The sequence below is a fragment of the Mycobacteroides immunogenum genome, from assembly GCF_001605725.1.
In the GTDB taxonomy this organism is placed as follows: Bacteria; Actinomycetota; Actinomycetes; order Mycobacteriales; family Mycobacteriaceae; genus Mycobacterium; species Mycobacterium immunogenum.
The window spans coordinates 862,315-882,931 of sequence record NZ_CP011530.1; the positions used below are offsets into that span (position 1 = coordinate 862,315).

Consider the following 20,617-nt stretch of genomic DNA (forward strand, 5'->3'; position numbering starts at 1 on the left):
TTTACCTGCGATAACGACCGGACTGTCAAGTCTGTGAGTTCACTTTCCGTTCATCTGCGGGCGGGTGCCCGTCCATCGACTGCCTTTAGTTTCCGGGGTGCGCGTAGAAGATCCACTCCGTCATCGTCTTCCATCACACATGCGAGAAAGCGAGAGCCGTGAACCTCAAGGCCGTGAATCTTAAGAACACCGGCACCACGATCTTCGCGGCGGCCGCCGCCGTCGCCCTGACGGCCGGTGTCGCCGCCTGTGGCAGCGACAACACCACCGGAGCTTCCTCCTCCAGCTCCGCTTCCGCATCGGGCGACTGCGCGGGCAAGACCAAGCTGAGCGCCGAGGGCTCCTCGGCACAGAAGAACGCGTTCGACATCTTCGCCAACGAGTACTCGACCGCATGCCCCGGCAAGTCGATCAACTACAACCCCACCGGCTCGGGCAAGGGCCGCGACAACTTCATCGCCGGACAGGTCGACCTCGGTGGCTCGGACTCGGCTCTGTCGGAGGAAGAGGCGGGCAAGGCCAAGGAGCGCTGCGGCGGCAACGAGGCGTGGAACCTGCCCGTCGTCTTCGGTCCTATTGCCTTGGCGTACAACGTGCCCGGCGTTGACAAGCTGGTCCTGAACGCGGACACCGCGGCCAAGATCTTCACCGGAGCCATCACCACCTGGAACGACCCCGCCATCGCCGCCCTGAACCCGGGCGCGACGCTGCCGGACACCAAGGTCACCCCGGTCTACCGCAAGGACAAGTCCGGAACCAGCGAGAACTTCGGCAAGTACCTCACCACCGCGGCTCCGGAGAGCTGGACCAAGGGCAGCAGCGGCAGCTGGGAGGGTGGCGCCGGCGAGAGCGCCGAGAAGTCCTCCGGTGTCGCCGAGAAGGTCAAGGCTCTGCCCGGCGCCATCACCTACGTGGAGAAGGGCTACGCCGACGACGTCAAGCTGCCGTACGTTCAGATCGACAGCGGCGCCGGCGCGGTGGCGCTGACCCCGGAGACCGCCGCGGCGTCGGTGGAGACCGCCAAGTTCGCCGGTGAGGGCAACGACCTCAAGCTGGACCTGGCCTCGATCTACGGGACCAAGACCGCGGGTGCCTACCCGATCGTGCTGGCCACCTACGAGATTGTCTGCTCCAAGGGATACAAGGATGCCGACGTCGCCTCCGCGGTGAAGTCGTTCCTGACGGTTGCGGTGAACCAGGGGCAGAAGGGCCTGGCCGATGTCGGCTACGCCCCGCTGCCCACACAGTTCAAGTCCCGCCTCGAGACGGCCATCAAGGCGCTCTCTTAGCAACGGTTACGTCCCCACCCGGTGGGCTTGGGCAACCCGGGTGGGGACGTACCATCAACGACATAGACAGCGAGTTCAATGAGCAGCCAGACCAGCGGGATCGATCCCGTGGGGGTAGCCCGTCCGGCGGATCTTGACGGAACGGTCTTCGAGGAGAAGCCACAACCCATGAGCGATGAGGGCGACCATCAGCCACCCGTCAAATCCACCAGGGCGGTCACTCGCCCCGGTGACCGCGTCTTCTCCGGGCTCGCGACGGGATCGGGCGTCTTCGTTGTCGCGCTGATCGGGCTGGTGGCGCTGTTCCTGATCCTGCGGGCCGTGCCGGCGCTGAACAACGATGAGGAGAACTTCTTCCTCTACAACGGTCCGTGGCGCACCGATGACACGGCACACATGCACTTCGGTGTGCTCGACCTGTTCTCGGTCACGGTTTTCGTCTCGATCTTCGCGCTGCTACTGGCCATGCCCGTGGCGCTGGGAATCGCGATCTACCTCACCGAGTACGCGCCCGCCCGGGTCCGCGGGCCGCTAGCCTACGTCATCGACCTGCTGGCCGCGGTGCCCTCGATCGTCTACGGCCTGTGGGGCATCTACGTACTCGCGCCGACCATTGCGCCGGTTGCGTTGTGGCTCAACAGAAACCTTGGATTCATCCCACTGTTCGCGGACAGCCCCGTGAACATCGCCGGCGGCGGCAACCTGTTCACCGGTGGCATCGTGTTGGCGGTGATGATCCTGCCGATCATCGCGGCGGTCACCCGTGAGGTGTTCATTCAGACTCCCAAGGGCCAGATCGAGGCCGCGCTGGCTCTGGGCGCCACCAAATGGGAAGTGGTGCGCACCACCATCATTCCGTTCGGCACCTCCGGATACATCAGTGGTTCCATGCTGGGGCTGGGCCGCGCGCTGGGCGAGACCATCGCGCTGATGCTGATTCTCTCGGGTACCTCGGTGGCATTCGGCTGGTCGCTGTTCGACAGCGGGAGCACCTTCGCGACCCACATCGCGTCCAACGCGTCGGAATTCAACAACGAGTTGGAAGCCGGGGCCTACATCGCGGCCGGCTTGGTGCTCTTTGTGCTGACATTCCTGGTGAACTCGGCGGCGCGCGCCGTCGTCGGCGGAAAGGGCCGGGCATGACCGCGACTCTTGACAGGCCGGTGAAAGAACCCGCCTTCCATCCTCTTTCGGGCCGGCGCAAGGCCACCAATGCCATTGCCACGGTGCTGGTGTCCAGTGCGGTGCTGATCGCCCTGGTTCCGCTGGTGTGGGTGCTCTACACGGTGCTCGATCGCGGTTTGTCCGCCATCCTCAGCGCCGACTGGTGGTTCAAGTCGCAGAACATGATGACCAACCGGATCGCGGGCGGCGGTGCCTATCACGCCATCGTCGGGACGCTTTTCCAAGGGCTTTTCTGCGCGATCATCTCGGTGCCCATCGGTATCTTTGTGGCCATCTACCTCGTCGAGTACGGCCGCAACTCCCGGCTGGCCAAGCTCACCACCTTCATGGTCGACATCCTCACCGGTGTGCCGTCGATCGTCGCGGCGCTGTTTATCTACGCGCTGTGGGTGGCCACCCTGGGGTTGCCGCGCTCGGGCCTGGCGGTCTCACTTGCCCTGGTGCTGTTGATGATTCCGGTGGTGGTGCGGTCCTCCGAGGAAATGCTCAAGATCGTTCCGAACGATCTGCGCGAGGCCTCCTTCGCGCTGGGTGTACCCAAATGGAAGACCATCTCCCACATCGTGCTGCCCACCGCGCTCTCGGGTGTGGTGACTGGTGTGATGCTGGCGCTGGCCCGCGTGATGGGTGAAACCGCGCCACTGCTGGTGCTGGTCGGTTACAGCAAGCTGATCAACTACGACATGTTCGGCGGTGAGATGGCCTCGCTGCCCGGCATGATGCTCGATCAGCGCAGCGGTTCGGTGGTGGGGCTCGCCGAGTCCCGGCTGTGGGGCGCCGCCCTCACCCTCATCGTGTTGGTCGCGGTTCTCAATGTCGTCGCCAAGCTCATTTCGCGTTTCTTCGCGCCGAAAAAGGTCTAGGAAGGTAGTTATGGCCAAGCGCCTCGATCTCAAGGACGTGAACATCTTTTACGGCAAGTTCCATGCCGTTCAGGATGTCGCGCTGTCGGTTCCGCCTCGCAGTGTGACGGCCTTCATCGGCCCGTCCGGCTGCGGTAAGTCCACGGTGCTGCGCACCCTCAACCGCATGCACGAGGTGACTCCCGGTGCCCGCGTTGAGGGTTCGGTGCTACTTGACGGCGCCGACATCTATGGTTCCGGAGTCGACCCGGTATCGGTACGTAAGACCATCGGCATGGTGTTCCAGCGGCCAAACCCGTTTCCCACCATGTCTATTCGTGACAATGTGGTCGCCGGCCTGCGGCTGCAGGGGGTGCGCAGCAAGAAGACTCTCGACGAGGTCGCCGAACGTTCGCTGCAGGGCGCCAACCTGTGGAACGAGGTTAAGGACCGCCTCGACCGCCCCGGCGGCGGCCTCTCCGGTGGCCAGCAGCAGCGTCTGTGCATCGCCCGGGCCATCGCGGTGCAACCCGATGTGCTGCTGATGGACGAGCCGTGCTCGGCCCTGGACCCCATTTCCACGCTGGCCATCGAGGATCTGATCTCCGAGCTCAAGCAGGAGTTCACCATCGTCATCGTCACGCACAACATGCAGCAGGCCGCGCGGGTGAGCGATCAGACCGCGTTCTTCAACCTGGAGGCCGCGGGCAAGCCGGGCATGCTGGTGGAGATCGACGACACCGAGAAGATCTTCTCCAATCCCACGCAGAAGGCCACCGAGGATTACATCTCCGGCCGATTCGGCTGATTCGGAATAGTCTCGGCACCGCGACTGTCCTAGACGGTATGACTAAGGCAGTGCAGTTCGATCAGTACGGCGGTATCGACGTCCTGCAGGTGCGCGATGTGCCGCGCCCGGTTCCCGGGGCCGACGAGGTGTTGGTGCAGGTGCGTGCCGCGGGGATCAACCCGGGCGAGGCCAAGATCCGCACCGGGATGCTGCACGACAGATTCCCGGCGACCTTCCCATCCGGCCAGGGCAGTGACCTGGCGGGTGTCGTGGTGCAGGCCGGTCACGGGGTGGCACGTTTTGCGCCGGGGGACGAGGTGTTCGGCTACACCGACAATCGGGCCAGTCACGCGGAGTTCGTCGCCGTCCCGGCCAGCCAGTTGGTCACCAAACCCGAGAGCTTGTCCTGGGAAGTGGCAGGCAGCCTCTTCGTCGCGGGTACCACGGCATATGCCGCAGTCGGCTCCGTTGCGCTGGCCCCGGGCGATGTGGTGGCCGTCTCCGGGGCGGCGGGGGGAGTGGGCACCATTGCCGTACAGCTCGCCAAGGCCGCGGGCGCGACCGTGCTCGGTATCGCGGGCCCGGGCAACGACGAGTGGCTCACCGCGCATGGCGTCATCCCGGTCAACTACGGCGACGGGCTGGCCGATCGCATCAAGGCGGCAGCACCCGAGGGGCGGGTCGATGCCTTTCTCGACTTCTTCGGCGGTGGTTACGTGGAGTTGGCGCTGCATGAGCTCGGAGTGGATCTGCGGCGGATCGACACCATCATCGACTTCGCGGCGATCGAGCGATACGGCGTGCAAAGCGTGGGCAACGCCGAAGGCGCCTCGGCACAGGTTCTTTCCGAGCTGGCCGCGCTGATTGTCGGCGGCAAGCTGGATGTGATTGTCGCGCAGACATTTCCGCTCGATGAGGTGCGTAGCGCGTACGAGCTGCTGGAGCGCCAGCACACCCGCGGAAAGATCGTCCTGGTGCCCTAGCCGCGCTAGATCGCAGTGAGGTGGTCGTGGCCCTGCCCCTCCGGGGGCAGGCTTCCCGTCACCTGGAAGATGACCCGGCGGGCCACCTCGACGGCGTGATCGGCGAATCGCTCGTAGAAGCGGCCCAGCAGCGTCACGTCGACGGCGGCCGCGACGCCGTGCTTCCATTCCCGGTCCATCAGCACGGTGAAGAGGTGCCGGTGCAGGTCGTCCATCGCGTCGTCTTCTTCGTTGATCCGGGCGGCCTTCTCCGGATCGCGAGTCAACAGCACCTCTTGTGCGCTGTTGCCCAAATCGACTGCGACACGGCCCATCTCGGCGAAGTATCCGTTGACCTCTTCGGGCAGGGCGTGCTGCGGGTGACGCCGCCGGGCGATCTTGGCGACGTGCAGCGCCAGGGCGCCCATCCGGTCCACGTCGGCGACGATCTGGATGCTGCTGACGACCTCACGCAGGTCACCGGCCACCGGTGCTTGCAGGGCCAGAATGGCGAACGCGCTTTCCTCGGCGGCGGCACTCATCGCGGTGATCTGCTCGTGGTCCGTGATCACTTGCTCGGCGAGGACGAGATCGGCCTGTAGCAATGCACGAGTGGCCCGCTCCATGGCGGCTCCGGCCAACCCACACATCTCCCCCAGCTGTGCCGACAATGAGGACAGCTGCTCCTGAAACGCGGTACGCATGGATCAAGCCTACGGACCCGTCGCCGTCGAGTCATGGACCTGGTGTGAACGGCGAGTGAATGCCACTACAGGTTCCGTGGACGAAACTGCGAGCGGCGTCTAAATAGGCCGGACTATCCGCAGCTAGTGTCGCCGGCGTTGACGACGGTGAGGTCGACCGGAAGCTCGGCGGGGGCCATCGCGCCCGAGGACAGCTGCAGCGGGACGGTCGAACCGGCGGCGGGTGGAGCCTGCAGGTTGGCGGTGGAGGCGTAGTCGGTGCCGAGCACCACCCGCACCGTGGTCTGCGCGCCGGTGATGCGCTGCAGTTTGGCGCCGCCGAACGAGGCGGCAACCGTCGCGGCCTGCTGCTCATGGCCCGGTGAGAAGAAGACGGTCGTGGTGGGCAGCGACGACGGGTAGTCGTCGGTGGTGGTGATGCCGAATCCGTACCTGGTCAGCTGGCTGGCCGCCGATGCGGCCAGGCCGGTTTGGCCCGTGCTGTTGGACACGTGCACGTTGATCTCGCTGGGATCGGTGGTGACCAGGTCAACCTGCTCGCTCGGCATAGCCTCGGGAGTTGGTGTGGCAGTTGATGTTTCACCAAGCTCACTCGCGACCCCGTGTTCGCTGGAGGCCAAGGTGGTGTCCTGGGCGGTGGTGCCGGGCATCGGGACGCGGGTGCCGTCGGGCTGCAGTTCGCCGGGCAGCGGATCGTCATTGATGATGGCGTCGAAGATCTTTCGGATATCCGTGGTGCGCGGGGTCTCGTTGCCCTCTGAGTCGGTGCCGTCGGTGGGTACCGTCAGGAAGGTGATCCGGCCGGCCTTCACGTCCTGGAGCGACTGGCCAAGGTCCACAAGGTCTTTCGTTCTGATGTTGTCGACGTAGGAGTCGTCGATGAAGGTGTTCACCACGTTGTTGAGCTTGCTCAGCGAGAAGAACGTGTTGTGCGAAATCATCGAACGCAGCAGTGAGGACAGGAACAGCTGCTGGCGTTTGATGCGCCCGTAGTCGCCGTTGTATTCGGTGGTGACCTGCCGTGCGCGCACGTACTGCAGGGCGGTGTGACCGTCGATGGTTTGGCGTCCGGCGTTTTGCAGCACGGTGCCGAGCTCGTAGTCCTCGATGGGCGTGGGGGAGCACACCTCGACCCCGCCGACGGCGTCGACGATCTTGGAGAATCCGGCGAAATCCACTCCGAGGAAGCGGTTGATGTTCAGCCCCGACAGTTTCTGGATGACCTTGACCAGACACTTGGGGCCACCGAAGGCGAACGCCGAGTTGAGCTTTGTCTCGGTGTAGGCCTTGTCGGGCCCGTAGGATTTGGTGTCTTCGTTCCACACCTCGCACAGCGTGGGCTGGATGGCCAGATCGCGGGGAAAGGACACCACGGCGACGCGCTTCCTGTTGGCAGGAATGTTGACCAACATGATGGTGTCCGAGCGGGTGCCCTCGGCATCGGAGGTATCGCCGGCGCCCATAGCGCTGTTGGCGCCCGCGCGGGTGTCGACGCCGATGATGAGGAAGTTCTCGTCGCCGTACTGGCCATTCGGGTCGCGGATGTCGCGGGAGTTCGGATCCAGCGCTTCAACGCGGTTGAGTCTGCTGTTCTTGACGTTGCTCCACTGCCAGGCCCCGCCGGTCAGGGTGAGCGAGCACACCGCGACGACGGCGGCGATGGAGCGCCCGAGATAGACGGGCCGCCGTGAGCGTTTGGGTTCTTCTTCCCGCATAACGGCTTCGGTGTTGCCCACCCGGATCGGGATGGCGCGGGTATCGATGTTGTCGTCCAGATTCGAAGCCCGGACGCGCCGCGCGGCGGCCTTGTCGTAGAGGGGAGCATCGTCCGGGTAGTCCACGTAGTCCGGGTGCTCGTCGGCAGGCCGATCGAACTCGGGCGCGGATTCGGGCACCTGCGGGAGGACGTCGGTATGGCTTTCGAAATGGCTGTCGTCGGCGAACGACGCTGGAGCAGGCTCCTCTGCGTAGTCGTCCGGATCTTGGGTGCGCGCGTGCCGGCGGGAACGGCGGCCACCGTTGGCGCCCTCGCGGGCCAGCAGATCGGCGACCGAGAGCGAGTGGGACCCGGTCTCGTGCGCGGATTGCACCGGCGCCGGGGAGGGTTTGGGGGCCGATCCATTGGATACGGGCCTGGGGGGCCGCGCGGCGGGCCGTGAGTTGGCGCGGGGTGGCGGCGCCTCGGGAAGGGCCTGGGGCGTTTCGCGCAGCGATTGTTCGATCTGCAGGCGCCGTGTCCACTCGTCATCGGTGGGGTCAGGCAGCGAGTGATTCAGAGCGGGCGGCGGTGTCCACGGTGTGTTGGACGGCTCCGGCGCTACGTCGATGTCAGGATGACTTCCAACGGGTTCGATGGCGCGTTCCCACGGGGCCGAGCCGTACGCGCGTGGTTGGGCAGGAGTGGCGTTTGGGCCATCACCCATGTTCAACCTCGCTTAAAAACGTCTGGACAGTTGCAAGTACACGGCACACCGGCAGCAGATAACGCCGTGCCCGGGGCACGGTCGTCGTCACATGCTACTGAGCATTGCCGCAGATCACCATGCCCGGTGACCGAGATGTGACCCCATGTCACCCACCAGAGTGCATGACATCGGCGGCTGAGGGAACCGTGCAATCGTCGGGGTCATTGAGCCAGCCATCGGGCAGCGACACCTTCGCGGGTGACCCCTGGCGCCCGCGCGGCCCGTTTCCACCTTCGGGGAAGGGGGCGGCGTGATCGAGCTGTTTGAGGAGGGTGTCCAGCTCGGCGCGGGTGTGCACGAGTGCGAGCGCGCGCCGGATGTCGCCGCCGGCGGGGAAGCCGTGCAGATACCAGGCGATGTGCTTGCGCATGTCGCGCAACGCCTTGTCCTCGCCAAAATGATCGACGAGCAACTCCGCGTGGCGTCGCATGATGTCCGTTACCTGTCCGAGATTTGGCGGCTCGGGAATCGTCTGACCGTTGAAAACGGCACTCAGCTCGGTGAACAGCCACGGCCGCCCAAGGCATCCGCGGCCAATGACGACCCCATCGCAACCGGTCTGTTCCATCATCGCGATGGCATCGGCGGCGTCGAAGATATCGCCGTTCCCCAGGACCGGGATGGATGTCACGTGGTTCTTGAGCGCGGTGATCTGGCTCCAGTCGGCGGTGCCCGAGTAGCGCTGCGAGGCGGTGCGCGCGTGCAGGGCGACGGCCGCTGCTCCCTCTGACTCGGCGATGGCGCCGGCATCCAGATGGGTGTGATGGTCGTCGTCGATGCCGATGCGGAACTTGACCGTCACGGGGATGTCGGTGCCCTCCGTGGCGCGCACGGCGGCGGCGACGATCTGCCCGAACAGTCGCCGCTTGTAAGGGAGCGCGGCGCCGCCACCGTTGCGGGTGACTTTCGGGACCGGGCAGCCGAAGTTCATATCGATGTGGTCGGCGAGGTTGTCGTCGACCACCATCTTGGCGGCGCGGTAGGTGGTCTCCGGATCGACCGAATACAGCTGGAGGGATCGTGGCGATTCCTCGGGGGAGAAGGTCGTCATGTGCAGCGTGACGGGGTGTCGCTCGGCGAGTGCGCGGGCGGTCACCATCTCGCAGACGTACAACCCGCTGACGGTTCCCGTGGTGGCCAGTTCCAGCTCGCGGCACAGGGTGCGGAACGCGACGTTGGTGACACCGGCCATCGGGGCCAGCACCACCGGGCTTGGCAATGCCAGAGACCCGATCCGCAGTGTGCGTGATCGGGCCTCTGGTAGGTCGACAGATGCGGTCACGGGCGGCTAGACGCTGACCGTTTCCTTGGCGGCCTTCGCGGCCTGGCGTTCGGCGCGCTTGGCCTGACGGTCGAGGTACTTGGCCTTGACCTCTTCGAAGTCCGCCGACGTCTTCTTGAGATCGCCGATGATGCGGTCGAGGTCCTCGCGGTACCACTCGGCGTCGCCGCTGATGTCGTCGCGTTCAAAGATGCGCCACTTGCGCAGCACCGGCATCACCACCTCGTCGAGGTGCGACTGTGGGTCGTAGACGCCGCCGGTGGCGATGGTGACGGCGTTGCGGCGGAATCCCGGAATCGTGTAGCCGGGCATCTTGAAGTTGTCGAGCACCTTGTGGATCGACTTCAGGGCCTGGTCGGGGGCAATCTGCATGCCCGCCTCGACGAGGTTGCGGTAGAAGATCATGTGCAGGTTCTCGTCGGTGGAGATGCGCTTGAGCAGCTCATCGGCGACGGGCTCGGCGCAGGCCTTGCCGGTGTTGCGATGCGAGACGCGGGTGGCCAACTCCTGGAAGGTCACGTACACGACTGAGTCGAACAGACTCTCGGCGAACAGTTCGTCGCCGCCTTGGCGGTTCTGGCCGGGGGAGAAGCCGCGGGTCATCTGCTCTACGCGCAGTTTCTCCAGCTCCACCGGATCGACCGAGCGGGTGACGACGAGATAGTCGCGGATGGCGATGCCGTGCCGGTTTTCCTCGGCGGTCCAACGATTGACCCAGGTGCCCCAGGGGCCGTCCATGGTGAAGTTCATCGCGATCTCGCGGTGGTACGACGGCAGGTTGTCCTCGGTCAGCAGGTTGGTGATCATCGCGACCTTGGCGACCTCGGAGAGCTTGGACTGCTCGGGATCCCAGTCCTGCCCACCCAGGGCCTTGTAGTTCTTGCCCTCGGCCCACGGCACGTAATCGTGCGGATTCCAGTCCTTGGTGACACCGAGGTGACGGTGAACATTCTCCTCGACCACAGGTTCGAGCTCATGCAGTAGCTCAAGATCGGTGAATTCCTTCTGCGGCATGAAGCGATCCTCGGGTTCGACAGAGTTATCTGTATCCGGTAGTTGCAGTCAATATATCTGTAAACGGCGGTTGCATACAAGTGGACGGGCCGTGGCACACACCCACCCTTCCGCGTGCCTTCCGACGTGCGGATTAATGCATTTCTCGCTCAAGCTGCGAGGCCTCTACACCCGCAGTATGCTGGCTGGCAACCCAAGGTGGAGGTCTAACCAGTGAAGTCGGTAGTAAACGCGACCATTGTCGCGGTTGCGGGTGCGGGTTTCTCGTTGGCGATGGCTGGGTTGGCCCATGCGGGCGGCCCCACCGATACCACCGGGCAGTTCTACGGCGATGCTTCGTCGACGCTCAAGGGCGAGGGCTACACGGTCGTCGTCGCGGGTCGTTCCGGTGATCAGGTGGGCTTGGACAATTGCCTCGTCTCGCATCAGGAAGCCTTCACCGTCAAGAAGGGGCAGGACGACCGCGGCAAGATGGTCCACGTGACCCTGCGCTGCTACAAGGCGGAGGTCGCGGCGGCTAAGAAGGCTGCTGAGGAGAAGGCGAAGTCGGCCTCGACGTAACCGTCGAGTGAGCGCCCTGTAGCAGTATCTGCACGCAATAGTCCACGAATCGCTGCCGGTCCACGGTGAGTTCTTCATTGAGGTATGCCCGAAAGAGGCTTGTCAGCGCGCCCACCAGGCTTGTGGCCACGAGTTGCTGCTGAACCTCGTCGGTGAGGTTGGTGCTGAGCTTCCCTTGTAATAACGCCACGAATCGTGGCAGCCAGTCATATCCGGATTCCGAGAGCGTCGGCTCAAAGGTCGGTGCTATCAGCAAGACTCGGCCCATAGTCGGTTCGTCCACCATGAGCCGGACAAACGCGTCGACGCCTTCATGCGCGGACCGCGCGCCGCTGAGCGCCTCGATCGCACGGAATCCCACGTGGTCGTATACGGCCCTCACAAACGTGTCGCGGTCTGCGAAGTTCTCGTAGAAGTACCGCTCGGTTATGCCCGCGGATCGGCATACGGCGCGCACGGTGACTGCGGGGCGGGGGCGCTGGCCTAGTAGTCGCACGCCCGCGGCCATGAGTTCGCGTCGCCGCTCATCGGCGCGCTCGGCCGGTGAGACACCCGCCCAGCTACGTCGCTGCGCTTGACCGTTCGCCACGGGTCTCCTAATCTGATATCAAAGTTGACAACATTGATTGTCACTATACGTCGAACCGCAATGGAGCGTTCCGAATGGTCAACGATATGTCCGAGCTGGCTCACGTGCAGCCCGCGGCTGAATCCGGCGCGTTTACGTCGGGCTGTCCGGTGAGTCACGGAACGGGTAAGGCCATGCCGGTACCGCTGGGCCCGGAATCGTTGACGTGGAAGTACTTCGGTGACTGGCGCGGCATGCTGCAGGGGCCCTATGCCGGCTCCATGCAAAACATGCACCCGCAGCTGGGTGCGGCGGTGGAGCAGCATTCGCAGTTCTTCCGGGAGCGCTGGCAGCGGCTCCTGCGCTCGCTATACCCGATCGGCGGGGTGGTATTCGACGGCGACAGGGCGCCGATGACGGGCGCCGAAGTGCGCGACTATCACGTCGATATCAAGGGAGTCGACGATCAGGGACGTCGCTACAGCGCACTCAACCCGGACGTCTTCTATTGGGCGCACGCCACTTTCTTCATGGGCACGATCATCGTGGCGGAGCGTTTCTGCGGGGGAATCACCGAGGCCGACAAGCGCCAGCTCTTCGATGAGCACATCACCTGGTATCAGATGTACGGCATGAGCATGCGGCCGGTGCCCAAGACCTGGGAGGAATTCCAGGAGTACTGGGATCACATGTGCACCAATGTTTTAGAGGACAATAAGGCAACTCGCGATGTGCTGGATCTGACCACCTTGGCGGTACCGCCCTTTGCGCCCTGGATCCCCGCGTGGTTGTGGGCGTTGCAGCGGCGCATGTTGTCGCCGTTCTTTGTGTGGTTCACGGTGGGTCTTTATGACCCTGCCGTTCGAAAGAGGTTGGGTTACAGCTGGTCCCGTAGAGATGAGTGGATGCATCGCAAATTCGGGCAGCTGGTCAATGTGGTCTTCAGGTTTGTTCCCGAGCGGTTCCGTCGGCACCCACGCGCGCGTGCCGGATGGGATCGTGCGCGCGGGCGCATCCCCGCCGACGCTCCGTTGCCGCAGACCCCGGACCGCAACCTGCCGCCGTTGGACACCTGGGGCAGCCCCAATCACTACAACCCCAAGGTTTCCTAGCCGCGGTGTGGATTTCGGCGGTGGCGACAGGTCCGTGGTGACATGATTGCTGCCCATGGCAGGAAGTTGGGGTTCCGTCCTCACCGGGCTCGTCCCGCTCGGTCTGGTTGTCGCACTCTCGCCGATCACCGTCATTCCGGCGGTCCTGGTGTTGCAGGCGCCCCGGCCGCGGCCGAGCGGCCTTGCCTTTCTTGCCGGCTGGGTGCTGGGCCTGGCTGTACTGACGACGGTGTGTGTGGCGGCGACCGGGCTACTTGGTGGGCCACATAGGTCGGCACCGACCTGGGCCTCCTGGCTGCGGGTGGCCCTAGGGTCGTCGCTCATCCTGTTCGGTATCTACCGATGGCTGACCCGGCACCGCCACACCGACTCACCGGGCTGGATGCGATCGTTCGCCACCATCACCCCAATCCGGGCCGCTATCACCGGGACTGCGCTCGTGGCGCTTCGTCCCGATGTCCTCTTTATCTGCATCCCCGCCGGATTGGCGATCGGCGCCAGTGGGCTCGACGAAGCGGATCGCTGGACGGCCGCTGTCTTCTTCATCGTGGTCGCCGCGTCTTCGGTTGCCGTACCGATATTGGCCTATGCCGCTGCGGGCCACCGCCTCGACGACGAGATGCGACGGCTCAAGGACTGGATGGAGAAGAACAACGCCGGGTTGATGGCCGCGATCCTGGTCGTCATCGGTGTCATGGTGCTGTACAACGGGATCGATGCCCTGCGGTGAGTGCGCGCTCAGCCGTGTGATGGCTGTGGGTAGTCGTCATAGAAACCCGCACCGGACTTCACGCCCAGCTTGCCCTCGTCGACGTATCGCTGCAGAAGGTCGCGTGACTTGGCGGGTATGTACGGGAAGTGCTTGATGTAGTTGTCCTCGATGTCTAGTGCGACGTCGAGCCCGACTCGATCGATGGCGCGGAATACGCCCACGGGGCCCATGCCGGAGGCGACCCAGATGCGGTCGAACTCGGCGGGTGTCGAAACTCCCTCGGCGACAACGGCTAGGGCTTCACGCTTAACGGCCGCCCACACTCGGTTGATGATGAAGCCGACACTTTCCTTGCGTGCGACGGCGGTGACGAAACCGTGCTTGGGCAGTTCTTCGCTGAGAATGTCGAAGATCCGCTCATCGGTATGCCCGTCGGTGACCAGTTCGGCCTGTGGTGCCTCGGGTGGCTGCCCGTAGTGGGTGTTCAGAACCCGCTCCGGATGCTTGACCTTGCCGATGAGTTCGCTGCTCATGAAGGACGACGAGTTGGTGCCGATAATGGCGTCGGGCTCGGCGATCTCCTCCAGCTGGCCCAGGATGTCGATCTTGAGCGCCTGCACCTCGGGAACCGATTCGACCACGTACCAAGCATTTTTCACCGCGCTGGGCAGGTCGGTGAAGTACTCGATGGTCGCGGGCTGAGCGCCCTGATCGGCGCGGGCCTTGACCAGTTCGGGGATGCGCTGCTCGAGGAATTCCCGGGCCGACCGCAGGGAGTCCTCGGAGACGTCATAGAGATGCACCACACCGCCACGCGTGGCGAAGGTGAGGGCGATACGGCGCCCGAGTGTTCCCGCGCCCAACACGGCGACCGGACGATGGGCGATATCTGTCGGGGGTGAATAGGTCATTGTCCAGTCCTTAGCTATCTTGGTGAAAGGTGAATTACGTTCAGATACCGATGATTCCGGTGAAATTCCCGTCGACCTTCGCGAAGAGGCGTTCGCCGCTGCCGTCGAGGTTCACCGCGCGGATCTCGCCCGCCATATCGCTTACGTAGGCGACGCCCGCCGCCTTGTCCACTGCCAGGCCGATCGCTTCCGCGAAACCCGACGCGAGCACGGTAACCTCACCTCCCTGTTGCCCCGGGGCGGGAATCTGAGCCTTGTTCAAGGTATTTCCCAGAGGTGGGGCGCCGCGGTCGGTCCAATAGATCACTCCGGCCGCAAGGTCGAGTTCGATGTCGATCGGCTCGGGCAGCTGCGACCACAGCACCTCGATATCGCGGCTTGCCGGGGTGTGCCCGGCGGGAATCTGCAGGGAAGTCCGGAAGATTCGGCCATCGCCGCCCTTGGACGGACCCTTCTGGGTCCAGTACAACAAGCCGTTCTGTTCGTCGACGGCTATTCCCACGCATTGATTGCGCACGACGTGGCGCTCGTCGTCGTCGAGCGCGACCAGCACCTCGTCGCGCAGATCACTGCCGTCCAGCCGCACGCTGCGGATTGCCGCGCCCTCGCGATCGGACCAGTACAGGCGGCCCAGTGACCATGCGGCCGAAAGCTGTTTTCCGGTAACAAAACTCCCCGGCGGCAGTAAGTAGGACCGCCCGCTGCCGTCGATGGCGGCTTGCTCGATGGAGCCGGTCTGGCCGTAGAAGTCGAGATTGTGCTCGGCGGGCGGTTCATCGGGGTTGACCAGTGTGGGCACGCCCATGTTCGTCCAATAAATGGTCTTCCGCGCGGGGTCGACGACAATCCCGTCGGGCAATTGGTCCAGGCCCGGTACAAGTTCGGTGTGCTCTTCCCCGGAAATGGGGAACTTCAGGATGGACCTTTTGATCTGGTTCAGGACCAGCAAGTATCGAAACATGTTGTTCTCCTTGTGGTGTAACACGTGGTTAGGCGTCGAGCTGGCGTAGTGCCGCCAAGACCGCCAGGGTGCGTTCGTTGCGCCGGGTGAGTAGCCGTTCGTAGTTCTCTTGTCCCGTACCGTAAGTGGCGTCGATGTCTTCGATGAGTTTCTCGATCACCTGCGGATCTGACGACGGGGTCCCTATCGTGATTTTTCCCACCTCGGCGCCGATTCCCTCGTAGAGGTGCCGTGCGCCCTCGGGGCCGCCGCCCAGCGTGTTTCCTTCGAACAGTCCCGTCGCGGCCCAGCGCAAGCCAAGTGAGTTCTGCAGCGCGGTATCGAGGTCCGCCACACTGACCACGCCCGATTCGACGAGATACTGGGCTTCGCGTGTCAGCGCTACCTGCAGCCGGTTGGCGACAAACCCGGGGATCTCCTTGCGGATCACAATCGGCGCCCGGCCCAGTGCCCGGTACAGCTCGACAGCGGTCTTCAGCGTGGCATCACTTGTCTGTGCGCCCGGAACCACCTCCACGAGTGGCATCAGCTCGGGCGGATTGAACGGGTGGCCCACGATGACCCGGTCGCCGGCGCTGAGGCCGTCGGCGATGAGGGTCGCCCCGATCGAAGAACTCGAGGTGGCCAAGATGGCGTGCGCGGGGGCCGATTCCAGAATCTGGCCGAACAGTTCGTGTTTGATGGTCAGGCGCTCGGGGCCGTTCTCCTGGACCAGGTCGGCTTCCGCGACCACATCGGCCAGCGTGTGGCTCGTGAATACATCGGGGTCGTCCGTGCCGAAGGCCGCTTCCACGATCGCTTCGAGATCGTCACGGGGGTCGGTTATCCCGACGCGCCACCCATGGTCGCGGGCCAGTCGTGCCCACGAGAGCCCGATGACTCCGGCGCCCACCACAGCCATGGTCCGCTGCCGATCGCTCATTGTGTTACTCCTCCTGTGTGGTGTCAGCAATGTCCGTTCCGGATCTCCTGCCCGATGGTGATGCTCGGCAGGCAGATGGTCACTCGCCGCGCTGCGAGGACACGTACTGGCTATATGAACAACATATCGGCTTCTTTACCGCACGTCGATGGCATCAGAGCCAATATTGCCGTCTCGGCAATTGTTCAATTGAACAATTCAGTGTGAACAGAAAGCTGTACCCTGGCGACCGTGGGCGAGACATCTCCGGACAATGCGGGAGCAAATCTGAAAGCGATCGGCGGCCAGCTGCTCGGCCGGGTGGACGAGCTCTGCGCCGAGCAGTGCCGGATCATTCGTGAACGCGTCGCCGTGTATCGAGATCCGGTGCTGGTCCCCGATGAGGATTTGTTCGCTGCCGGACGCGACCAGATGGTGTACGTGTTGGAGGCAATGGGCTCGGGTACGCCCGATGCGAGTGTGGCGGGCCGGGTAGGCAGGCTGCGCGCGGAACAGGGTGTGCCCCTGGCGGACGTGATGTCGGCGTACCGGGCCGGCGGCCAGTTTCTGTGGGACCAACTTTCGCGGGCGATTGACGCGGCCGGGCTGTCGGGGCAGGAGCTGAGGGCCGCGGCATCGCAGGCGTGGCAGAACCATGACAGGTACACCGATGCCATGGCTGACGGATATCGCGAAGTCGTTGTCGAGCAGCTCATCCGCCGGGACCAGGAGCGTTCCGCGTTGGTGGGTGGGCTCATTGACGGCCGCTTTCCGGCGGGTGTAACCGCGTGGGACGCCGCGCACCTGCTGGGGCTCCCGGAGTCTGGATGCTTCGTCGTGGTGGCTATCGATTCGGGGCCGCTCGACTACCGGGCGCTGCAGAGCGCGGAGAAGACGCTGCGCGATCACGGCTTCGCCTCCGCGTGGCGGGTTGAACCCGATATGCAGGTGGGCGTGGTTGCCCTCGTCGCGCGTTCGCGGCTCGAGGAGCTGGGCGAGGCTTTGCGTGGTCTTGGTGTGCGTCGAATCGGCGTCAGCCCGGTGTATGACGGCTACCCGCCGCCGGGTTCGCCCCTCAACTACGCGAAGGCGGCCCTGCTCGCGGCCACCGAGGATGATCCGGTTGTGGCGTTCGATGCCAATCCCTATGCCGTTGCGGCGATTACCGATCCGCAGACCATGGAACGGTACCGGGACTTGGTATTGGGCGGCCTTGCCGAGATTGGCGCCGCAGACCGGCAATTGCTCGTGAGCACCTTTCAGCAGTGGGTGGTTTGCGATGGCTCCATTCCCGCGACGGCGGACGCCTTGTTCTGCCATCCGAACACCGTGCGATACCGGCTGCGCAGGCTGAAGCAATTGACCGGGCGCGATATCGCCCGCCCCCGCGATATCGCTGAGCTTCATCTCGCCATCGAAGCCGATCTCAGGCTGAACGCCACCTAGCCGCGGGGGAGAAGCGGCTCGACGCCCACGAGTGCGCAGCTCTTGGTATACAGATCATCTTGTGCCGCTAGGTTTCTCGTATAGGGCCGGACTGGGCTTGGCCTTTGCGCGGCCAGGTATTCCCCGCTGCGCCCGTGGTACTCATCCGAGACCGCCATGTCCGCGATCAGCCTGCTGGGACGATCCGTTGTGATGAGCGCCAACATCACCAAAGACCGCACGGGCTGCGGTATCTCGCGCCAGATGTCGGACTTGACGTTGCCGGGATGTAGCGCGTTCGACGTGACTCCGCTGGGAAGACGGCGGGCGAGCGCATTGCTGAACATGAGGTTCCCCATTTTCGATTGCGCATATGCCGCGTAAGTGAAGTAGAAGCGCCTGCCATGCCAGGTCTTTTCGTTGATCCTTCCGGTGCTGTGCGCAACGGAAGCCAGGTGAATGACGCGGGCATCGCCGGTGCGCGCGGCCCGCAGTTGCGGGAGTAGCAGGTGTGTCAGCAGAAAGGGACCCAGATAGTTGGCACCCCACTGCAGTTCGAAGCCGTCCTCGGTGGTGGACTGGCGCATGGGAGACGCGCCCGCATTGTTGATCAGCACGTCGATCTGAGGGTGCTGGGCGGAGAGTTCACCGGCGAAGCGCCGGATGTGCTCGAAGGAAGCCAGATCGAGCGACATGATGTCGACCTGTGCTCCGGGCGTTTCGGCGAGGATCTGTTGCCGCGCCGATTGAGCTTTCTGCTGATTGCGGCAGCCCATGACGATGGAGTGCCCCTGTGCGGCCAGCCGCTGCGCGGAGGCCAGGCCGATTCCGGCGTTGGCGCCGGTGATGACCACCGTTCTCGGGTTGCTGGGCATACAGATCTCCTCGTTGAGACGTCCGGACCAGGGGAAGCTTCACACGGTGGTGGTCGGTTGTCGACCGCTGGACTGCCACACCAGGCGCAGCGCATTCATCGCGGAGGCCGCAGCGACCGCGGCCAGCGCCAAGCGCATGAGGTTGAGTACGTTCCATCGCAGGGCCAGCTGATGCAACTCGTGGGGAGTTTCCCCGAGTGCGCCGAAGAACAGTGTCATGTTGAGCTTGGCGACGATGTAGCCGGACAAGGCGATGCCCGCGATCTGAGCTACTGCCGACAGCGCCAAGGACAGCTTCTCCGGGGCTCGCCACCGAGTCCGGAAGAACCACACGAGCAGTGTGATCGCCGCGATCAAGGTAAGTGGCACGTAGTAGTACACCGGGTTTGTCACCTCGGTGAACTGCTGGAATGCCTTCAGTTGCTCCTTACTGTCGCCGGCGATGTTGGGTCCGATGACGATGGCCTCGTACAGATTTCCGAAGAACCACATCGCTGTCCCGAACACGGTGAAATACATCAGTATTCGACGGCCCATGGGCTCATACTCCCAAGGTTGTGGCCCGATACGGCCAAAAGTCGTCGAAATATGGCCAGCAGCGGGCTTTCGGCTGCGGTGCCACGCCCGATACCGTCTGCGCGTGACCAAGGTATTGCTCTCGATCCACGTCTTGGCCGTGATTCTCGCGGTAGGGCCGATCGCCGTGGCGGCCAGCATGTTTCCGGCCTTCGCGCGCCGGGCCGCGGCCGACGGTGGTGCGGAGCTGGGGAGTCTGCGCACATTGCATCGGGTGTGCCGGGTGTACGCGGGTGTTGGGATTGCGGTGCCGATGTTCGGGCTGCCGCTGGCGGATCTGATGGGTGTGCTGGGTAGCCCCTGGCTGATCGCATCGCTACTGCTGACAGGTGTGGCAGCGGCCGTGCTGGTGTTCGTGGTGCTGCCGCGGCAGCGGCGCGTCGTGGCCCTGCTGGGTGATGGCGCGTCAGTCGATGCGCGGGTGTTCGCGCGGCTGGCGATGTTCACCGGCATCTTCAACATGCTCTGGGCGGTGGTGACGGTACTGATGATCGTGCGCCCCGGTTCCAGTACGGGCGTGTAGGCAACGGCCGAAATCCGCTAGCGCCCGCCACCAGTGGTCCTGTGCAATTGTCCGGTGGATACCGCGACCGCCGCTCCGGCCCGTAGCCGCTGGCTGCCCGTTCAGTTCGCGGCTCTTGCCCTGGTGTGGGGTGCGAGCTTCCTCTTCATCAAGGTTGGACTCGAAGGGTTGTCCGCGCTGCAGGTGGCTGCGGTGCGGCTGGATTTCGGCGCCCTCACTCTGATCTCTCTGATCGTGCTGCTGCGGTCTTCCGTGCCGCGCGGACTCACAGTGTGGGCTCATATCGCCGTCGTGTCGTTGACGTCGTGCGTCATACCCTTCGTGCTGTATCCGTGGGCTGAGCAGAGCATCGACTCCGGTTTGGCAAGTATCTACAACGCCGCGACGCCGCTGATGACCACCTTGGTGACGCTTACTGCCTTGCGTGCCGAGCGGCCGAGCCGGATGCAACTGGCCGGACTGGGGTTGGGGTTCGGGGGAGTCTGCGTGGTGCTGGCCCCGTGGCAGCTGATAGGTCATGGCGGACCGTTGTTGGCTCAATTCGCCTGCTTAGGAGCAACTTTGAGCTATGGAATCGGTTTCGTGTACATGCGCAAGTACATCACGCCACTGGGCTTGCCCGCGCTGACGGTAGCGGGCATCCAGGTAGGCTTGGGGGCGCTGTTGATGACCATCGTCGTGGCCGTTGTCGACCCGCACCGGATGGTCGTAACGCCCGCGGTGCTGCTGAGCATGTTGGCGCTCGGGGTCCTGGGTACGGGTTTGGCGTACATCTGGAACACCCAGATCATCAACGGATGGGGTGCCACCGCGGCGTCATCGGTCACCTACCTGACTCCGGTGATCGGAGTGCTGCTCGGGGCATTGCTGCTGGGCGAGCACATCGGTTGGCACGAGCCGCTGGGCGGGGCGATAGTGATCGCGGGAATTGTGTTGAGCCGTAGGGGCAGTCGCTGAGT

Annotated in this window: 21 protein-coding genes; 11 read left to right on the forward strand and 10 right to left on the reverse strand. The window is 64.2% G+C overall.

The window, feature by feature from the left end:
• The first annotated feature begins 158 nt into the window (after window positions 1-158).
• The 5 genes from pstS (at window position 159) to ABG82_RS04395 (ending at window position 5,089) form a co-directional block, all read left to right on the forward strand.
• Complete coding sequence (pstS, locus tag ABG82_RS04375; protein WP_043080454.1) at window positions 159-1,289, forward strand: phosphate ABC transporter substrate-binding protein PstS; 1,131 nt, start codon at window positions 159-161, stop codon at window positions 1,287-1,289.
• A 78-nt stretch (window positions 1,290-1,367) separates the two neighbouring features.
• Window positions 1,368-2,432, forward strand: coding sequence for a phosphate ABC transporter permease subunit PstC (gene pstC / locus ABG82_RS04380; protein ID WP_043080453.1), 1,065 nt, complete (start codon window positions 1,368-1,370; stop codon window positions 2,430-2,432).
• On the forward strand, window positions 2,429-3,337 hold the full coding sequence (gene pstA, locus ABG82_RS04385) for a phosphate ABC transporter permease PstA (protein WP_043080452.1): 909 nt from the start codon (window positions 2,429-2,431) through the stop codon (window positions 3,335-3,337). Before pstC ends, pstA begins: the two co-directional genes overlap by 4 nt.
• Window positions 3,338-3,347: 10 nt before the next feature.
• Window positions 3,348-4,124 (forward strand): phosphate ABC transporter ATP-binding protein PstB, encoded by a 777-nt coding sequence (pstB, locus tag ABG82_RS04390; RefSeq protein WP_043080451.1) that lies wholly within the window; start codon window positions 3,348-3,350, stop codon window positions 4,122-4,124.
• Window positions 4,125-4,162: 38 nt separating this feature from the next.
• Window positions 4,163-5,089, forward strand: a complete 927-nt coding sequence (locus tag ABG82_RS04395) for an NADP-dependent oxidoreductase (RefSeq protein WP_043080450.1) — start codon at window positions 4,163-4,165, stop codon at window positions 5,087-5,089.
• A gap of 5 nt (window positions 5,090-5,094) precedes the next feature.
• Here ABG82_RS04395 and phoU read toward each other — a convergent pair whose 3' ends face one another.
• The 4 genes from phoU to ABG82_RS04415 all read right to left on the reverse strand — a co-directional run bounded on the left by phoU (window position 5,095) and on the right by ABG82_RS04415 (window position 10,533).
• Window positions 5,095-5,772, reverse strand: a complete 678-nt coding sequence (gene phoU, locus ABG82_RS04400) for a phosphate signaling complex protein PhoU (protein WP_005064270.1) — start codon at window positions 5,770-5,772, stop codon at window positions 5,095-5,097.
• Between the two features lie 113 nt (window positions 5,773-5,885).
• On the reverse strand, window positions 5,886-8,195 hold the full coding sequence (locus ABG82_RS04405) for an LCP family glycopolymer transferase (protein ID WP_043080449.1): 2,310 nt from the start codon (window positions 8,193-8,195) through the stop codon (window positions 5,886-5,888).
• A 148-nt stretch (window positions 8,196-8,343) separates the two neighbouring features.
• Window positions 8,344-9,519: a tRNA dihydrouridine synthase DusB gene (dusB, locus tag ABG82_RS04410; protein WP_078343536.1), complete on the reverse strand. Its 1,176-nt coding sequence runs from the start codon at window positions 9,517-9,519 to the stop codon at window positions 8,344-8,346.
• A gap of 6 nt (window positions 9,520-9,525) precedes the next feature.
• Window positions 9,526-10,533, reverse strand: a complete 1,008-nt coding sequence (locus ABG82_RS04415; protein WP_054175751.1) for an acyl-ACP desaturase — start codon at window positions 10,531-10,533, stop codon at window positions 9,526-9,528.
• A 213-nt stretch (window positions 10,534-10,746) separates the two neighbouring features.
• Here ABG82_RS04415 and ABG82_RS28420 point away from each other — a divergent pair, with 213 nt between their 5' ends.
• On the forward strand, window positions 10,747-11,094 hold the full coding sequence (locus ABG82_RS28420) for a hypothetical protein (protein ID WP_043079250.1): 348 nt from the start codon (window positions 10,747-10,749) through the stop codon (window positions 11,092-11,094).
• Here the strand turns inward: ABG82_RS28420 and ABG82_RS04425 are convergent.
• Window positions 11,051-11,683, reverse strand: a complete 633-nt coding sequence (locus ABG82_RS04425) for a TetR/AcrR family transcriptional regulator (RefSeq protein WP_043079249.1) — start codon at window positions 11,681-11,683, stop codon at window positions 11,051-11,053. The two genes, ABG82_RS28420 and ABG82_RS04425, sit on opposite strands and share 44 nt — an antisense overlap.
• An 86-nt stretch (window positions 11,684-11,769) precedes the next feature.
• On the opposite strand from ABG82_RS04425, the gene ABG82_RS04430 reads away from it, so the two are divergent.
• Complete coding sequence (locus ABG82_RS04430) at window positions 11,770-12,774, forward strand: oxygenase MpaB family protein (protein WP_234708066.1); 1,005 nt, start codon at window positions 11,770-11,772, stop codon at window positions 12,772-12,774.
• 55 nt (window positions 12,775-12,829) lie between these two features.
• Window positions 12,830-13,504 (forward strand): GAP family protein, encoded by a 675-nt coding sequence (locus ABG82_RS04435; protein WP_043079247.1) that lies wholly within the window; start codon window positions 12,830-12,832, stop codon window positions 13,502-13,504.
• Between the two features lie 8 nt (window positions 13,505-13,512).
• Here ABG82_RS04435 and ABG82_RS04440 read toward each other — a convergent pair whose 3' ends face one another.
• The 3 genes from ABG82_RS04440 to ABG82_RS04450 are packed head-to-tail and all read right to left on the reverse strand — an operon-like array spanning window position 13,513 to window position 16,280.
• Complete coding sequence (locus ABG82_RS04440) at window positions 13,513-14,397, reverse strand: 3-hydroxyacyl-CoA dehydrogenase family protein (RefSeq protein WP_043079246.1); 885 nt, start codon at window positions 14,395-14,397, stop codon at window positions 13,513-13,515.
• A 40-nt stretch (window positions 14,398-14,437) separates the two neighbouring features.
• Window positions 14,438-15,358, reverse strand: coding sequence for an SMP-30/gluconolactonase/LRE family protein (locus ABG82_RS04445; protein ID WP_043079262.1), 921 nt, complete (start codon window positions 15,356-15,358; stop codon window positions 14,438-14,440).
• Between the two features lie 28 nt (window positions 15,359-15,386).
• A complete protein-coding gene (locus tag ABG82_RS04450) occupies window positions 15,387-16,280 on the reverse strand; it encodes a 3-hydroxyacyl-CoA dehydrogenase NAD-binding domain-containing protein (protein ID WP_043079245.1) in 894 nt (297 codons plus the stop codon).
• A 276-nt stretch (window positions 16,281-16,556) separates the two neighbouring features.
• On the opposite strand from ABG82_RS04450, the gene ABG82_RS04455 reads away from it, so the two are divergent.
• A complete protein-coding gene (locus ABG82_RS04455) occupies window positions 16,557-17,705 on the forward strand; it encodes a PucR family transcriptional regulator (protein ID WP_043079261.1) in 1,149 nt (382 codons plus the stop codon).
• Here ABG82_RS04455 and ABG82_RS04460 read toward each other — a convergent pair.
• Together ABG82_RS04460 and ABG82_RS04465 are read right to left on the reverse strand one after the other, a co-directional pair.
• Window positions 17,702-18,559, reverse strand: a complete 858-nt coding sequence (locus tag ABG82_RS04460) for an SDR family NAD(P)-dependent oxidoreductase (RefSeq protein ID WP_043079244.1) — start codon at window positions 18,557-18,559, stop codon at window positions 17,702-17,704. The two genes, ABG82_RS04455 and ABG82_RS04460, sit on opposite strands and share 4 nt — an antisense overlap.
• 39 nt (window positions 18,560-18,598) lie before the next feature.
• A complete protein-coding gene (locus ABG82_RS04465) occupies window positions 18,599-19,096 on the reverse strand; it encodes a DUF1772 domain-containing protein (RefSeq protein ID WP_043079243.1) in 498 nt (165 codons plus the stop codon).
• A gap of 103 nt (window positions 19,097-19,199) precedes the next feature.
• Between ABG82_RS04465 and ABG82_RS04470 the strand changes: the two genes are divergently transcribed.
• Together ABG82_RS04470 and ABG82_RS04475 are read left to right on the forward strand one after the other, a co-directional pair.
• Complete coding sequence (locus ABG82_RS04470) at window positions 19,200-19,658, forward strand: DUF2269 family protein (RefSeq protein WP_043079242.1); 459 nt, start codon at window positions 19,200-19,202, stop codon at window positions 19,656-19,658.
• A 54-nt stretch (window positions 19,659-19,712) separates the two neighbouring features.
• The gene (locus ABG82_RS04475) at window positions 19,713-20,615 is read left to right on the forward strand and encodes a DMT family transporter (protein ID WP_043079241.1); all 903 of its coding nucleotides are present in this window, start codon (window positions 19,713-19,715) and stop codon (window positions 20,613-20,615) included.
• The last annotated feature ends 2 nt before the right edge of the window (window positions 20,616-20,617 follow it).

Coding starts and splice junctions, on each gene's coding strand:
- ABG82_RS04405 (WP_043080449.1), bottom strand. CDS start 8,195: ATGGGTGATGGCCCAAACGCCACTCCTGCCCAACCACGCGCGTACGGC.
- ABG82_RS04440 (WP_043079246.1), bottom strand. CDS start 14,397: ATGACCTATTCACCCCCGACAGATATCGCCCATCGTCCGGTCGCCGTG.
- pstC (WP_043080453.1), top strand. CDS start 1,368: ATGAGCAGCCAGACCAGCGGGATCGATCCCGTGGGGGTAGCCCGTCCG.
- pstA (WP_043080452.1), top strand. CDS start 2,429: ATGACCGCGACTCTTGACAGGCCGGTGAAAGAACCCGCCTTCCATCCT.
- ABG82_RS04430 (WP_234708066.1), top strand. CDS start 11,770: ATGTCCGAGCTGGCTCACGTGCAGCCCGCGGCTGAATCCGGCGCGTTT.
- ABG82_RS04395 (WP_043080450.1), top strand. CDS start 4,163: ATGACTAAGGCAGTGCAGTTCGATCAGTACGGCGGTATCGACGTCCTG.
- pstB (WP_043080451.1), top strand. CDS start 3,348: ATGGCCAAGCGCCTCGATCTCAAGGACGTGAACATCTTTTACGGCAAG.
- ABG82_RS04415 (WP_054175751.1), bottom strand. CDS start 10,533: ATGCCGCAGAAGGAATTCACCGATCTTGAGCTACTGCATGAGCTCGAA.
- ABG82_RS04460 (WP_043079244.1), bottom strand. CDS start 18,559: ATGCCCAGCAACCCGAGAACGGTGGTCATCACCGGCGCCAACGCCGGA.
- ABG82_RS04435 (WP_043079247.1), top strand. CDS start 12,830: ATGGCAGGAAGTTGGGGTTCCGTCCTCACCGGGCTCGTCCCGCTCGGT.
- ABG82_RS04445 (WP_043079262.1), bottom strand. CDS start 15,358: ATGTTTCGATACTTGCTGGTCCTGAACCAGATCAAAAGGTCCATCCTG.
- ABG82_RS04450 (WP_043079245.1), bottom strand. CDS start 16,280: ATGAGCGATCGGCAGCGGACCATGGCTGTGGTGGGCGCCGGAGTCATC.
- ABG82_RS04465 (WP_043079243.1), bottom strand. CDS start 19,096: ATGGGCCGTCGAATACTGATGTATTTCACCGTGTTCGGGACAGCGATG.
- phoU (WP_005064270.1), bottom strand. CDS start 5,772: ATGCGTACCGCGTTTCAGGAGCAGCTGTCCTCATTGTCGGCACAGCTG.